Source organism: Bradyrhizobium sp. USDA 10063 (genome assembly GCF_054063735.1).
On the sequence record NZ_JBSSGP010000002.1, the window covers coordinates 3701934 to 3716512 of the forward strand.

General features: G+C 59.4%; 18 protein-coding genes. 5 read left to right on the top strand and 13 right to left on the bottom strand.

Annotation, left to right across the window (positions count from 1 at the left end):
- Positions 1 to 136: 136 nt before the first annotated feature.
- Complete coding sequence (locus ACVJGD_RS19685) at positions 137 to 1240, bottom strand: LysR family transcriptional regulator (RefSeq protein WP_456635899.1); 1104 nt, start codon at positions 1238 to 1240, stop codon at positions 137 to 139.
- A 60-nt stretch (positions 1241 to 1300) separates the two neighbouring features.
- Entirely contained in the window at positions 1301 to 1774 is a 474-nt protein-coding gene (locus ACVJGD_RS19690; RefSeq protein ID WP_456635900.1) for a DUF3551 domain-containing protein, read from the bottom strand.
- A gap of 304 nt (positions 1775 to 2078) precedes the next feature.
- Here ACVJGD_RS19690 and ACVJGD_RS19695 point away from each other — a divergent pair, with 304 nt between their 5' ends.
- The 5 genes from ACVJGD_RS19695 (at position 2079) to ACVJGD_RS19715 (ending at position 7256) form a co-directional block, all read left to right on the top strand.
- A complete protein-coding gene (locus ACVJGD_RS19695) occupies positions 2079 to 2438 on the top strand; it encodes a hypothetical protein (protein WP_456635901.1) in 360 nt (119 codons plus the stop codon).
- A gap of 114 nt (positions 2439 to 2552) precedes the next feature.
- Positions 2553 to 4610 (top strand): DUF1217 domain-containing protein, encoded by a 2058-nt coding sequence (locus ACVJGD_RS19700; RefSeq protein WP_456635902.1) that lies wholly within the window; start codon positions 2553 to 2555, stop codon positions 4608 to 4610.
- Positions 4611 to 5083: 473 nt separating this feature from the next.
- The gene (locus ACVJGD_RS19705; protein WP_456635903.1) at positions 5084 to 5683 is read left to right on the top strand and encodes a hypothetical protein; all 600 of its coding nucleotides are present in this window, start codon (positions 5084 to 5086) and stop codon (positions 5681 to 5683) included.
- A gap of 517 nt (positions 5684 to 6200) precedes the next feature.
- A complete protein-coding gene (locus ACVJGD_RS19710; RefSeq protein WP_456635904.1) occupies positions 6201 to 6398 on the top strand; it encodes a hypothetical protein in 198 nt (65 codons plus the stop codon).
- Between the two features lie 144 nt (positions 6399 to 6542).
- On the top strand, positions 6543 to 7256 hold the full coding sequence (locus ACVJGD_RS19715) for a response regulator transcription factor (RefSeq protein WP_456635905.1): 714 nt from the start codon (positions 6543 to 6545) through the stop codon (positions 7254 to 7256).
- Here the strand turns inward: ACVJGD_RS19715 and ACVJGD_RS19720 are convergent.
- The 11 genes from ACVJGD_RS19720 to ACVJGD_RS19770 all read right to left on the bottom strand — a co-directional run bounded on the left by ACVJGD_RS19720 (position 7222) and on the right by ACVJGD_RS19770 (position 14579).
- A complete protein-coding gene (locus ACVJGD_RS19720; protein ID WP_456635906.1) occupies positions 7222 to 7680 on the bottom strand; it encodes a hypothetical protein in 459 nt (152 codons plus the stop codon). The genes ACVJGD_RS19715 and ACVJGD_RS19720 overlap by 35 nt on opposite strands.
- Complete coding sequence (locus ACVJGD_RS19725) at positions 7671 to 8168, bottom strand: hypothetical protein (protein WP_456635907.1); 498 nt, start codon at positions 8166 to 8168, stop codon at positions 7671 to 7673. The genes ACVJGD_RS19720 and ACVJGD_RS19725 overlap by 10 nt, the downstream gene beginning before the upstream one ends.
- Positions 8169 to 8191: 23 nt before the next feature.
- Entirely contained in the window at positions 8192 to 8677 is a 486-nt protein-coding gene (locus ACVJGD_RS19730) for a rod-binding protein (RefSeq protein WP_456635908.1), read from the bottom strand.
- 31 nt (positions 8678 to 8708) lie between these two features.
- Positions 8709 to 9113 (bottom strand): hypothetical protein, encoded by a 405-nt coding sequence (locus ACVJGD_RS19735; protein ID WP_456635909.1) that lies wholly within the window; start codon positions 9111 to 9113, stop codon positions 8709 to 8711.
- A 7-nt stretch (positions 9114 to 9120) separates the two neighbouring features.
- Positions 9121 to 9870 carry a flagellar biosynthesis protein FliR gene (gene fliR, locus ACVJGD_RS19740; RefSeq protein ID WP_456635910.1) on the bottom strand — a complete coding sequence of 250 codons (750 nt, stop codon included), beginning with the start codon at positions 9868 to 9870 and terminating at the stop codon, positions 9121 to 9123.
- Positions 9867 to 11954, bottom strand: a complete 2088-nt coding sequence (gene flhA / locus ACVJGD_RS19745) for a flagellar biosynthesis protein FlhA (protein ID WP_456635911.1) — start codon at positions 11952 to 11954, stop codon at positions 9867 to 9869. Before flhA ends, fliR begins: the two co-directional genes overlap by 4 nt.
- Before the next feature lie 77 nt (positions 11955 to 12031).
- On the bottom strand, positions 12032 to 12298 hold the full coding sequence (gene fliQ / locus ACVJGD_RS19750) for a flagellar biosynthesis protein FliQ (RefSeq protein WP_456635912.1): 267 nt from the start codon (positions 12296 to 12298) through the stop codon (positions 12032 to 12034).
- A 3-nt stretch (positions 12299 to 12301) separates the two neighbouring features.
- Positions 12302 to 12712, bottom strand: coding sequence for a flagellar hook assembly protein FlgD (gene flgD / locus ACVJGD_RS19755; protein ID WP_456635913.1), 411 nt, complete (start codon positions 12710 to 12712; stop codon positions 12302 to 12304).
- 17 nt (positions 12713 to 12729) lie between these two features.
- Entirely contained in the window at positions 12730 to 13140 is a 411-nt protein-coding gene (gene flbT / locus ACVJGD_RS19760) for a flagellar biosynthesis repressor FlbT (RefSeq protein ID WP_456640304.1), read from the bottom strand.
- Between the two features lie 8 nt (positions 13141 to 13148).
- A complete protein-coding gene (gene flaF, locus ACVJGD_RS19765; RefSeq protein ID WP_456635914.1) occupies positions 13149 to 13496 on the bottom strand; it encodes a flagellar biosynthesis regulator FlaF in 348 nt (115 codons plus the stop codon).
- Between the two features lie 39 nt (positions 13497 to 13535).
- The gene (locus tag ACVJGD_RS19770) at positions 13536 to 14579 is read right to left on the bottom strand and encodes a flagellar hook-associated family protein (RefSeq protein ID WP_456635915.1); all 1044 of its coding nucleotides are present in this window, start codon (positions 14577 to 14579) and stop codon (positions 13536 to 13538) included.

Genomic DNA, 14579 nt, shown 5'->3' on the forward strand with positions numbered 1-14579 from the left:
GACCATGAATGTAGTCACCATCCGCTCCCAACAAGTTGATCGCTATCGCCCACGCGACAGAGATCACGGGAGCGCGATCCGCCTACAACCTGCATTTTGCGAATAATGACTGCCCACGCCTGCCGGCTGTCGCAACTCACGCTCGCTCGACCATGCGTGACAGCGAGCCGTCCGAAATAGATTGAGACGGCTCCGTCAGCTCAAACAAACGAGCGCGCAGCGGATCGGCTGCGCGGCCAAGCATCTCGCGCAACCACTGATGCGCCGGATCACCGGCGTTCCGTTCGTGCCAGAGAACGCCTACATCCACCGTTGCGGTCTTGTATGGCAAATCATACGTCGACAATGGATGGGTGCGGGTCAATGACCTGGCGAGAGGCCGCGGAATGATCGCCGTCAGGTGCCTGTCCTCGAGCAGAGAGGGAAGCGCTAGAACATGCGGCAACGTTATTGCTATGCGCGGACCTCCTTTCAAGTTGGAAACGGCCCGTTCTAACGCACTCCGATCATACATTTCCGATCGTCGCGACAAGCCACGTTCTGAAACATAGCCGTCGACCATACGCTGGTGTTCTCCGTGCAACGAGATGGCAGCAATTGAGAGGCCTGACAAATCATCGAGCGACAATTTGCCGAGTTGCCGCGAGGAATTGACGATCAGAACGTCATCATAGGTAAAGAGCGACTTCGACCGGAAGCGCGGGGCAACGTTGGAGAACGTTCCGATTGCAGCGTCGATCTGCCCGACGTCGAGCTGCTCCGCCAGATCGGATCGGGTATCGGAAGAGAGCACGAGATCGACGAGCGGCGCCTCGCCTCTGAGCAGGCCAAGGAGACGAGGCACCATGACCGCGGTCACGAAATCGTTCACAGCGATGGTAAACCGTCTGGTGGACCTCGCAGGTTCGAATGTCGGCTCCGAGATCGCCGCCTCCAATGATTGCCAGGCCACGCGTATCAATGGAGCCATGGAGAGCGCACGCACCGTCGGCTGCATTCCCTCCCTCGTGCGAATGAACAATTCGTCGTCCAACACGTCCCTCAAGCGAGCGAGTGCGTGACTAACGGCAGACTGACTGAGGCACATCCTCCGGCCTGCCCCTAGCACACTTCGCTCCTCCATAACGGCGTCGAAAACACGTAGAAGGTTCAGGTCAAGCCTGTTGAATGGTATGGTCATGTGCGAAACCAAGAGTGTGGCAGCCTCGGTGAAGTACAGTTCAAGTTCGCCGGTCGACATGACCCCTCGTACGAACTCCTCATCTGCGAGGTGGTGAAGGCGCGTAATCCGGCCTCCCTGCTATCGATGGCGCCTGGCAGAGATCCCGTCGTGTTTCGAGCCAGGAAACTCTGGCCAACGCGCGTAGGCGGCAGTGTTGTCCTTCAGAAACGGATCCCGGAAGCAATCTCCGCCTATTCCGGATCGCATTTCGTAGCACTGCTCCATGGTATCGAAACTGCAACTCGTCATGTGTCCCGGCACGTCCCTGCGGCAATATTCGTAAGCGTGCACAACGGTCGGGGCTATTGATGCCAGGGAAAGCGCCAACAACGTCGCGCAAGCAACGACGACCAAGACCTTTGAAACCGTCTTCATAATTTTGCTCTCCATCTCGGCCATGCGCCGATTGGATAGCTGTAATGCCGGGATCGCGTCGGGCCGCGTTAAGTTCGGAGAATCTGTGAGAGCTATCGTGAAAGCGACGCTTCTCGCTGGAGTCCGATCCGGTGGATCGAGGCACATTGATTGGGACGACGTAGCTCTCCTATCCATCAATCTCGGCCAGATTCACTTTCCCTGGCCCCGGGATAGATTTCACGGCTGTCCGGACTGCTTTCTTCGGTGTCGCATTCTCTCCTTCAGCGCCGCCGGAATGCGCCCCGCACGACCGCGGCTATCTGCAGTAACAGCATAGTGACTTGGCCCAGCGAAATTTTACGGGGCCGCTCATGGAAGCCGACCTACATCTTTATCGGCGCCGATATGAGTGCGGATCGGATCGCCGATGATCCGCAATTGCGATGTTGATGCAGCAGGCAAATATACATTTCCCAGAATAACCCTTGGAGACAAAGTCATGAAACGGCTTCCGCTCGCGATCGCAATCACTGGTCTGGGCTCGCTCCTCGTTACCAATGCCGATGCGCGATCTGTCTACGACGGCCCCTGGAATCTCTTGTTCGTCACGCAATACGGTCCCTGTGACCCGACGTACAATTTCTCCGTCAACATCATCAACGGGATCGTGACTCATCCCAATCTGGTCAATTTCAGAGGGCGAGTGGCGCGATCCGGCGCGGTTCGCGCCTCTGTCACCGTTCACGAGAAATATGCCTCCGGATCCGGCAGGCTCGTCGGCCCATCGGGTCGTGGAACCTGGAGCGGTCATTCCGGCAACGCGCGCTGCGCAGGTTATTGGACCGCCCAGCGCAACTGACCTGCCTGGCGCAGCAGCCGCCGATGCTGGATGACCGCCGTTCTGAGCAACCCTGTCAGCTTCGCGCAAGCAAGATGGTCATTATATCAGGGAGTTCTCCGAAAGGATGTCTCGATGGTGTCGACGTACGCCAGCTACAATTCCGTCGTGCGCAACCTCCAGCAGTCCCTGACGCGAGTCGCGCAGCAGCCCGACGTGGCACGAAGCGCCGCCTATTACAAGGAAAACATAGGCAAAGTAGAAACCGTCGACGAATTTCTGAAGAACGATCGGCTCTACCAGTATGCAATGAAGGCATATGGGCTGGAGGATATGATCTATGCAAAAGCCTTCATGAAAAAGGTGCTGGACAGCAATCTCCTGGACGCGAACAGCTTCGCCAACAAACTGACGGACAAGCGCTTTCGCGAGTTTGCGTCGGCATTTTCCTTCACAGGCTTGGATACACCTGCTGCGCAATCGTCAAACCAGACCGACGAGATGATCGGCTTGTACACGGCAGCGGTCCAGAGGCGGGTCGATGCAATCGACGAAGATACCCGCTATTACAACACCGTGATCGGCGGCGTCAAAAGCGTCGATGAGCTTCTGAACGACGACCGCCTGCGCACATATGTGTTTGAGGCGTTCGATATCGACGACAGCAATTGGTCGCGCGACACGATACGGAACGTCTTGAGCAGCGATCCAACCGATCCGAACAGCTACGTCAACACCGTCTGGGCGCCAAAGCGGGATCAGATCAATGCCAACCTCACTCAAGCCCAGGCGGATGCCAGCGATGCCAACGCGAAGATAGCGGCCTATATGGCGCAGCTATCGCAACCCGGCGCCGACGTGGCAGATCTGAGAGCGAAGATTACGACCCAAGCCAACCGGTTGGCGAAGAGCAACGCGGACATATCCAGCTTCCAGAACTCTCTCTCCACGATCAGCCGATATTTCGATCTCGCCGGCGCGTTCGAGTTTTCAGCAGATGGAGCGCTTGCTTCCGGCAAATCCGCTCAGACCGACGCGAACCGGACCAGCACCAACGACAAATTCGTCCTCAGCAAGGGCGCGACATATCTCGACGCGGAGGAAGAGCTGGAAGCCGTCGCGATAAATCAGTTCAGAGCCGGCATCTACAGCATGAAGTCAGTTGAACAGTTCGTGTCTACGCCGAACGTGTACAACTTCGCGCTCAAGGCGGTTGGCCTCGACCCGGAAAAGGTCTCGGCGGTCACGATCAAGGCGGTGCTCACCAGCGATTTGAGCAATCCGATGAGCTATGCCAATACCCTCGGGGACGATCGATATATACGGCTCGCGCACGCTTTCAACTTTGACGGCAAGGGCAACCTGACAACGCCGCTGGTGGCGCAGAACTCGGTTGAAGTCACGCAGATTGCAAAGGACTACATCATCGCAAAAACGCGATTTGCAAGCGCTGCGGAACAGGACGGACTTCGGCAGAAAGCCGAGCAGGACGCCGCCTATTACCAAAGCGCAATCGCGAACATAGGGAGCGTTTCCGAACTGCTCGCAGACAGGAAGTTGGTCGATATCCTTCTTGTTGCAAAAGGCCTGGATCCCGCGAAGATAACCAACGAGTATCTCAAGCAGATCTTCAGTTCCGATCTGAGCGATCCCGAAAGCTTCGCAAACAACGCCGGCGACTCCCGCTTTGCCGAGATCGCAGCATCGTTCAATTTCGACGAGGACGGCAACGTCAGCCGTATCCCTGCAATAGGACCCCAGAAGCGAGACCAGCTTCTGGAAACGCAGAACGATTATCTCCAGCAAACGCTGGAAACGCAGGAAGGCGAGGCGAATGCCGGCGTTCGCCTGGCGCTGTACTTCCAACGAAAGTCAGCCCAGATCACGTCCGCATACGACATCCTTGCCGACCCGGCTCTCGCACAAGTGTTTCGAACCACCTACAACCTGCCCGACGCGCTGGCGAGCATGGCAATCGACCAGCAGGCAAAGATCGTGGAAAAGCACCTCAACTTGAAGGATCTCGGCGATCCGGAGAAAGTCGGAGCGCTGCTAAACCGGTTTGCCGCCATGTACGACATGAAGAACAGCAGCCAGGCTTCGTCACCTGGGCTGGCCATCCTGCAAGGCTCCGGCGCGGGCATCAGTCAAGACACGCTCCTGTCCATCGCGCTGTTGGGCAAGCAATATTGAGCGGCCGCAGTTCCCGGCGATATGGGGGTTGCATCCTGGATGATGGGATTCGGATCCGATAGACCGCCGCGATCGCGGAAGATTGGATGCCACCTCTTGGCCTCAGGGATCGTAGGTTTCACGTAAGGTTCGCGTGATATCCAGCAAATCAGGATTTGCCTATCCGCCGACAAACCATGGCCGAACCAGCAACCAACGAGACCGCCGCCCCAGCGACGTCGACTGCCTCGCAGCCAGCCACCTCCGATGCGGGCAAGAGTGGCGCATCGCAGGCGCGACCGGGCAACAAGGCGAAAGCTTCCGGCGCCCCTCGTGTGGCCGCAGCTACCGTTGACGAGTTGCTCGCGCAGGAGGCGCTCGCCACCCTGAAGCGGACACGCGCAATGTCCCGGGGAGAGCCGGTCAGATCGAAGGCACGCGCCCCGGTCCCGGCTGCCACACTCGTCGTCAAGAAGCCGCAGCCACGGACATGGATGGCGCCGTTCGTCACCCTTGCAGTGATCGTCGCGATCTCCTCTGTCATCTCCATCGGCGGCGTCGCCTATCTGTTCTTGCGGCCCATTGCCATCAACGCAGGATCGGATGCCGAGCTTCGCAACCTCCGTGAGGCGATGTCGCAACTACGACGCACTGTTGCAACCCTATCAAGCGACGTGGCGGCGAACCGCACGGCGTTCGACGCCGCAAATAGAGCCGCGAGCGACCGGTTTGGCCGTCTGGTCCAAAGCGTCGAGCGCGTCGAAAGAGATCAATCGCTGTCGGCCACAAAGGCCGAGCGGATGGCCGAAGGAAAGTCGCAGGTTGCGCGAACCGTGGCGGCAGTTTCGTCCCCCGAAGTCACCGGCGCCATTCAGCCACAGCCGCGGCCAGCCACCGCGCGACGGGAGATAATCCAGGGCTGGCGCGTGCGACGCGCCTATGAGGGCATCGCCATTCTCGAGGGCCAAGCCGGTGTGATCGAGGTTGCTCAGGGCCAGGATGTCCCCAATCTGGGTCGCATCGAGGAAATCAAACATGAGAACGGTAGCTGGCAAGTATTGACCAGCAGAGGCATCGTTGTTTCCGCACGTTGATGTTGCTCTCGCGCAGCTTGATCGCATGACACGATCAATTCGCTCGGCGTGAGCGATTGCTCGCAGGTGCGTTGGCATCCCAGGAACGCCAATGCAGCCTACTGCATGCTCCGACCTTCCGCAGGTTCTGCTCGCGCCGTAACCCAGCGACGCCACTTCAATTCCGCGGCGACGAGCTGGCTGACGACTGCAGATTGCTTTCGTAGCAATTTGACGACGGCAGAACTGCCCGACTGCTGAAGAGTGTGACTTGTGCGTGAAAAATAACCGTAGAAAGACGGACATCTTCTACGACGGTTCCACGACAATGATCGCCGCTCCTGTCGCCGAAAAAAATCCTCTCTTTTCGTCTCAACTTAGAGGAGTGAATTGCCAAGTATTCCGAGTGGATCCGATGAGTTAGCGTTCCAATTAGGCAACATCTACTCGCTGATGAGTTGTCTTGCAGTAAATGACTAGTTCAATTGCTTGACGATCATAGTCCACTGCGACGTAATGGACGCGTCCCGATTCGACAGTGCGCGAGCTGATGTTCATTCTTGATGTGATCTTCAACAACAAGACGCTGTGCGCTTCTCGCCGCAATGGCGGTCGGTGGTATAGAGACCAGATTGCAACTGCAAAGACAGTGCTGAGGAATCCAGAAAGATTGCCGAACTGCATCACCACGGCAGCGTTCCTCATCGCCACAAACGGTGGCACCACCCGCACCTGATCAAGCTTCCGAGCGAACCAGACGCGCGTGTTTCGGTCTCAGTATCTCGTATCGTGTAAGTACCTGTTGTTTTGCGTAACCAAGCGGAGCGAGCACGCCTGCTCGACTCCACAACAACACTCTAGGGCAAACAGGGGCATCCACATGTTCATCGTCATCGATGATCGGGAGACCGTTACACGCGGCTACGCAGCAGGATTTGATCGTGAAGGCATCGTTTCGATCGGCTTCTCATCGAAAGATTTCCGCGAATGGCTGCAATCCGCCGTGGGCAACGACGTAATGGCAATCGGGGCGTTTATCCTGGGTGACTGCTCGGACCGAACGAGCATTCCAAAGAGCATCCGCAACAAGTCTCACGCACCGATCATCGCCCTGAACAACCTGAAGCAGCTCAGGGATACGATCGAACTATTCGAAGCCGGCGTCGACGACGTCGTTCACGTCCCGATCCATGTTCGCGAGATACTCGTTCGCACGGCCGTCATCCGCCGACGAACCGTCGGGCAATCAGCCGAAACGCCGACAAGCCTGATCCGCGTCTTTCTTGACGGCCGGGATCCCGAAATCGGCGGCAGAACGTTGGCGCTGCCGCGTCGCGAACTGCGCATTCTCGAGCACCTGGTTGCCCACCAGGGAAAGTGGCTTACAAAGACCCAGCTCTTCAATGCGACCTACGGTCTTTTCGACGCGAGCTTCGACGAAAACGTCATCGAGGGGCACGTGAGCAAGCTCCGCAAGAAGCTCCGCAACCACCTCGGCTACGATCCGATTGAGTCAAAGCGCTATATGGGCTATCGGCTCGACGACCTGAGAAGGCGCTCTAACGGCGAATTTGATCCTTCGAAACATAATTGAAATCCTGGACGAGCACGTCCTGCAAGACCTCGGCTTGAAGACGCTTGTTGACGCGCTCTCTGACCATACGCGCGAAGTGGGCGAGGTCGAACCGGGCGAGATTCTTGAAGTCGAGATTCTCGTCGGAATAGATATTCCGAAATGCCTCGTCCACAACGAAGGCTTCAGGCGGCACCGGAAGCTGACGAAGCACTGTTGCATCGGCCGTGAAGACAAACTGCGCAACGATGTAGCCTTGGACGCTGCCTTCCGCGATCATCGGCACGTTGATCACCCTGGTCTTCTCGTAGACGAGCCCGCCCGCATAGTCCTGCTTGGCCGCCGGCGATGCCTGACCCTCCTTCCAATAGGACAGAGCCAGGCTCGCGCCGACCGTGACGACGCAGGCCCAGACGCCTGCCACGAGCAGCCTGACTATTTGCATCCACCCTGCCCCATCAACGAGTATGTGCCATCCGATTCAACTTCCTGGATCGACTTCGCGATAATCGCCGAGACCTCGCGAACGGCATCGAGATGCATTTGCAATGCGGCTTGATTTCTTACGAGGCTTGCTCGCAGACGCGTCAGATGCGCGACCACGCGCGGGTCGAACTCGACCCCTTGCGCCAGGCGCATGGCCCTCGTCAGCTCAAGGAGGCCGCGATTCTTGCGCTGACTGAAGGAATCAAAATCGACTTGCATCCGGCTCTCAAGCTTGTCCGTCTCCTCGTCGATGGTTGCCGTAAGCCGCTCGATCGCATTCAACGTGTTGGAATTGGTTCCGAGCCATTGAGCGGCGATATTTTGCGCATCCGTCAGCCCGGGTAAGACGTGTTGTGACGGCACCGGCAAACCGCTTCCCTCAGAAACGGCCTCCCCCTGCACCTCGAGGACTTCCAGTGTTTCTTGCTGCTCATCATTCTGATTCATCGCTGCGCTCATCTTGCTGCAAATTAGCCCTTGCCAGTTGCGGAGTCGGCGGCGTGGCGCGCCTTGGCGAGCTGCTTGGCAATTCCGATCCCCTCACCCTTGGCCATCTCATTTCCGATCTGCTCAGCCAGCATCGACCGCCAGATCGTGCCGGCGGTTCCCTTGCCGAAAACCTCGCTTGCGCCCTGCGGCAGCATCGACTCGACAAATGTCTGCAGGACGAACGCTTCGAACTTTCGATAGACGGCGCGATCGGTATCCGCCTTCTTGATGATCGTGGCGTGCCCGCCGCCGTCGATCACGCCAACGCGCGACGCGCTCATGCCTTGCCCAGACGCTACGGTTCGTTCCAGTGCGCCTGCCTCGATCTTCCGGTCCACCGCCGCAGAGAAATCTTCGCCGCCTGCGGATGACGCGCGCTCAAGCTTGCCGGCCGCCATGCGCTGGGAGACCGGATCTGCGGCCTCCATCACATCCAGGATAAGATCCGGTACGGGAGTGACGGTCATGCTGTGCCTCGCCTAGCGATCCGAACTTGTTTCATTGGCCTGCATTTTTCTCCGCCGGCCGTTTCGCCGCCGTTTCAGTTATTTCCTCGAGAACTCGCCGTTCCTGCTCTCGAAATGCCTGCCGCGCGGCCGTGCCGGCCATCCGGAGCACCTGCTTCAGCTTGCGCGCCTCGGTCATCGCGTGTGAGGCGAGACGCTCCTTCGCCTTGGCGAGCACTCCCTGTTCGACGCTTGCGGTTCTCAGATTCTGGCCCGCGGTTTGTGCCGCCAACGGCGTCACTCCGTTGCCGTCGTTGAAACCCTCGATGATCCGCCGCTGCCGTTCCTGCAGTGCGTGCTCCTTCGCATTGCACTCCATCAGCTCCCATTGGGCGAGGCGGTGCATCTTCGCCTGCACGGCTGCAATGCGACGGATTTTGCGATCCCTTGGTTTCATGCGTCGATCAACCGGTCAGCCATGATGAAAAGGCGATCGTGAACTGCAGCACGAGTTCGCGGCTGGTGAGATAGACCAGCATGAGGCCGCCGAAGAGCACGAAGGGCAGCGAAATGAAATAGATGGGAATGCTCGGCGTCAGCTTGTTGGCGAGCCCGAGCGCGAGGTTGACGATGACCCCGTAAACGACGAAGGGGCTCGCCACCCTGAGCGCCAGGATGAACGCTTGTGAAAGATGATCGGTGAGCTCGGAGAGCCCGGTCTCGCCGCTTATGCCGGCCGCCGGTGCCCAGATCCGATAGGAGCCAATGAGGCCCCGAAGCAGCTCCCAATGTTGATCGGTCATGAAGAACAGGACTATCGCCGGCAATGTGATGAAAGGCACGAGGGCCGGCATATGTTCGCCGTCTTCCGCCGTTCCGGCTATTCCGCTGAGCCCGATCGCGGATGCCGCCATCGTCGCCATCGTTTCCAGGGCGAGAAAGAACACCCGGGCGACCAGGCCAATCAGGAGACCGATCACCAGCTCCGACATGATCGCACGGACGATGGCCGGCGTCGCGGCCGCATCCACAACGGGACGTACGGTGGCTTCGAGCAGGGGCGCCAGCATCAGCGTGACGTTGATGGCCAGGAACAGCCGGACCTGCACCGGAATGTTGGACCGAGAGAATCCGGGCGCGATCATCAGGCATGTGCCGACCCGACAGAAGATCAGAAATGTGGCCAGCACGGAGCCTGATACGCCCGCGATCAAGAAACCGCTCCGAGCGACTTCACCTCGACACCACGTGCGATCTCAACATGCGACAGCACCGGCAGGGTCGGGAACATCCGTTCCGTGATCATGCGAACATACGGACGCACCTCGGGCGGCGCGACGAGCACGACGCTTTCGCCCTGGCCCATTGCCTTTCGAACCGCGGCAGAGACATCCGCCGCGAACTGCTCGACAAGGCGTGGATCGGCGTCGAATTCCACGATCTCGCCCTTGGCATCGCGTTTGAGGCTTTGATGGAATGCGAGGTCCCAGCGATTTCCGAGCCGAAGCACTTTCAGTACCCCGTTGTCGGCAAAGTCCCCGCAGATCTGCTGCGCGATGCGCGTGCGAACGTGCTCTGCGATATGTTCGGCGCGGCGGACGTAAGGCGCGATTTCCGCGACGGCTTCGAGAATAAGATGCAGGTTCCTGATCGAGATGCGCTCGGCAAGCAACAGCTTGAGCACCGCCTGCAGGCCCGAATAGGAAATTTGCGACGGGCAGATATCGTCGATGAGGCGCTTGTACTCGGGATCGAGCCGGTCCAGCAGGGCCCGCATGTCCTTGTAGGAGAGGAGCTGCGACAGGTTGCCGCGAATGATCTCGCTCAAATGGGTGAGCAGGACGGAAATGTTGTCCGCAACCTTGAAGCCGTCCCGTTTGACCTCTTCGAGGAAAGTCTCAGGGATCCACATCGCCTTCATGCCGAAGGCCGGCTCCACCGTCTCATCGCCCGGCACGTCCGGTTTGCGAACACCATCGAAAAGCACGAGGACCTCGCCGATGCGCAGCTCATGCTGCGCCACGATGGTGCCGTGGATCTTGATGCGGTAGCTCTTCGGCCCGACGGACATGTCGTCAGTCAATTTGATCTCGGGAATCACAAATCCGTATTGGGTCGCGAAGCGGCGCCGTATCTTGCTGACGCGATGCGCAAGCTCCCCATGCGCATGCAGCATTTGAACCGCAAGCTGGCTGCCGACGCAGAGCTCGACGTCCGCCGTCTTCAGATATTCCTTGATGGATTCTTTCGAGTCGGCCTGCGACCGTTCGCGCTCCTGCGCCGCAAGCGCCTCCTCCTGCTGTCGCCTTGCCGCCTGCCGGCGGGGAAGCGCGTAGCTCATGAACGCCATCACGCCGCCCAGGAAGGCAAACGGCAGCAGTGGCAGGCCCGGCAACATCCCGAGGACGAACATCATGAGCGCGGCCACCGACTGCGCGCGCGGATATCCGCCGAGCTGCCTGAGCACCGTCTGTTCGGCCGATCCCCTCGTGCCGCCCTTCGAGACGAGCAGGCCAGCCGACAGAGAGACGATCAGAGCCGGGATCTGCGAGACCAGGCCGTCACCGACGGAAAGCTTGGTGAAAATATCCGCCGCGCGCGCCAGCGGGAGGCCGTGGTGGACCACGCCGATGACGATGCCGCCGAATATGTTGATCGCGGTGATGATCAGCCCGGCAATGGCATCGCCGCGGACGAACTTGGAGGCGCCATCCATTGCGCCGAAGAAGGCGCTCTCCTCCTCCAGCTCCCTGCGCCGGCGTTGCGCCTCCTTGTCGTCGATCAGCCCCGCGGACAGATCCGCATCGATCGCCATTTGCTTGCCCGGGATCGCATCGAGCGTGAAGCGCGCCCCGACCTCCGCGATACGCGTCGCGCCCTTGGTGATGACGACGAAATTGACCGTGACAAGAATGGCGAAGATGATCAGCCCGATGACAAAGTCGCCGCCCATCACGAACTTCGAGAATCCGGCCACCACATAACCGGCTGCGTGCTCTCCTTCGGCCCCGCGCGACAGGATCACCCGCGTCGTCGCCACGTTCAGCGCGAGACGAAGAATGGTTGCGATCAGCAGCACGGTCGGGAAGGCCGAGAAATCGAGCGGGCGCTGAATCCACAGCGCGACCATCAGGATCAGGGCCGAGAGCGCGATCGAGAAGGCGAGACCGACATCGATCAGGACCGAGGGAACCGGGAGGACCAGGATCGTCAGGATGGCGACGATTCCGACCGCAAAGGCAACGTCGGCACCAATCCGACGCTCGCTCGGGAGAGCTGGGCTTAGTGCTTGCGCCATGGGGATTCCTGCGACACCGTCATATCAGCACCTTGCAGCGCCTAGCTTGCGCGAAGGTGTTGGACCGCGTCCCCGCTTCAGAATCCGTGCTCGATCCGCGAGTAGAGCAGTTCGGTGAAGGCGTAGATATGCGCGCCGATGAACGAGCCGGAGACCGCGACCACGATCAGCATGACCACGATCTTGGGAATGAACGTCAGCGTCATCTCCTGCACCTGGGTCAGCGCCTGCAGCAGCGCAATCAGGACGCCCACGATCATCGCGGCCCCGACCGCAGGGCCTGAGACCACGATGATGGTCCAGATCGCCTGCTGGACGATGTCGAGAGCGTCGCGTTCGTTCATGGCTTAGCTGATCGTGATGCCCGGCCCGAGTTGCACCTCGACGCCATTGTCGAGTGTTGCCACGGCTCCACCCTGGATGATTCGCACTGACATGATCTTTCCTTTCACATCCTCACCCTCGGACGACGTAAATGACGCCGTGCGCCCGACCAGGCTTTCGGCTTGGGCGAGCGCGCTGGAGGACAGCAGCGTGTCGAGCTTGGCGTTTGTCTGCATTGCCTGCTCGACGGCGGATAGCTGCGCAAACTGGCTCATGTATTGCGACATGTCCGTTGGACTGGTCGGATCCTGATTCTTCATCTGCGCGATCAGGAGCTGCAGGAACTGATTGTAGTCCACCGTTGCCGGTGCGGACGAGGATTCCGAATTCTTGTTCGCCGTCGAGTTTGGAGAAGCCACGCCGTCAACGTTCATATCGTCCTCCTGATGCTTTACGCGACCTCAACAGGCCTTGGCAGATCGCCGCCGGCCAGAATCACCTGCTCAACCTCGAACAGAGCGCGAATCTTGCGCAAAGCCTCATAGTATCGTTTCGATTCGACCAGCTTGTCGATCTGTTCCAGGCCGTCCAGGATCTCCGCGTTTTCGGCGGCGGCGAGCAGCCCGGACCGCTGCAGCCGATAGACCGCTTTCGTCTCTTCGACGTCGTGAGGGCTCATGAGCATGAGCTGGACGACGAAATACAGTTGGCGGAGCGGTGTCGTCGCGTCCGTCACCTGCATGACCTGGCTCTCGAGCAGAAACGTCACGTCATTGATCAGCTCGAGGGTTACCTTGCGGTCGACGCGGAGCACCGCTCCATTCACGTAGATCCGCTCGCCGCCGCGCAGCGAAATACAGATCGGCTTCTTCATGCGAGCGCGTCTCGAACAATGACGTTGATCGCGACGAGCTCGGCGACATCGCCGGATTTCTCCTGCCGAATTCGATCCGCTTCCCTGATGATCCACAGGCCGATCGAGATAAGGTCGGCGCGCAACTTTTCAGGAAGCCCGTTGCGGGCGCTGGAGAGATCCTCCACGAAGAAGGCCCAGAGCCGTCGAATGAACAGCAAGGCCTCCGCATCCTCCGGAGGCGCAAGATCCCCGCTCTGCAGCCGCCTCAACAGATCGATCCCGTGATTCAAGGCCTGTTGCTCGCGGGCGCGCGCCTCCCGTCCGCTATCCTCGATCACCGCGTCGTAACTGGAAAATGTCATTGAACTCGCAGCCGGCTGGTTACACTGACAGGTTGCCGATCAGAGATAGTTGAGGATGCTGAGCTGCTGAATGCGGGCCGTGAGCGCAAGCGACATATCCAACTGGTTTTTCAGGTTCGTGACGCGAACAGACGCTTCCGCCGGATCGACCTCTTCCATTGCCGTGACTTGCTTCGTGATCAGATCGCTCTGGATCTTGAGGCGGCTCGTGGCGTTGGTCGTCTGCTCCTGCGCCGTTCCCAGTTTGGCGCCCACGCCGGCCAGGTCGTTGATCGCATCACCGATGATTTCGGTCGCCTTGTCGACCACCACCTGGAACGCGGACTGGTTGAGGTTTTGCGTGCCGAGGTCGCTCAGCATCGTGTAAGCCATCGCCAGCTTGCGGAATGCCGGCTCGTTTGCGCTGACTGACGTGTCGATGGTTTCGGTCGTCGAGATGCGGCTTCGCATCACCTGATCGGAAGCAGTCGACCAGTTTGCGCCCCAAGCCGGATCGTCGAACTGCGCCTTGAACGTGGTATCCAGGAAGTTCTGCATCGCAGCGGCACTGATGCTCGAGACCGCCGGAGCACTTTGCGTGAAGCCAAAATTGGCCAGGAACGCGGCATCGACGGCATTCTTGCTGGTCGATCCGGCTGCGTACTCGGTCATCGGCTGCACACCCGTATTGATGCCGCCGAACAGATATTGGCCATCCATTGTGACGTTCAGCGCCCCGATCAGGCTATCGAGGTTGGCGCGCGAGGGCTGCAGGATGACGTTGCCGCCGTTGGCGGAATTGCGCGCCGCAAACAAATCCTTCTGGAAGGATTGTGCCGTGCTGATCAACTCGCCCACTCGCTGCTGCGATATGTCGAGTCGTCCCGCGATCAGGGCATTGGTGTCCACCAGCTTGTCGAGGTCGAGCAGCTCGGCCCTGAGCGTCACGTCGCGGCCAGCGAGAGCACCGAGTTCGCGACCCACATCGGCAAAGCGGCCGTTCGTCGCTTCCTTGGTCGCCTGCGCGATCGCAGTCTGACTCTTCATGGCCGCGATGCGCAACGTCGTCGAGATCGAGCTGGAGGAAATGAATGTCGTAGCCAT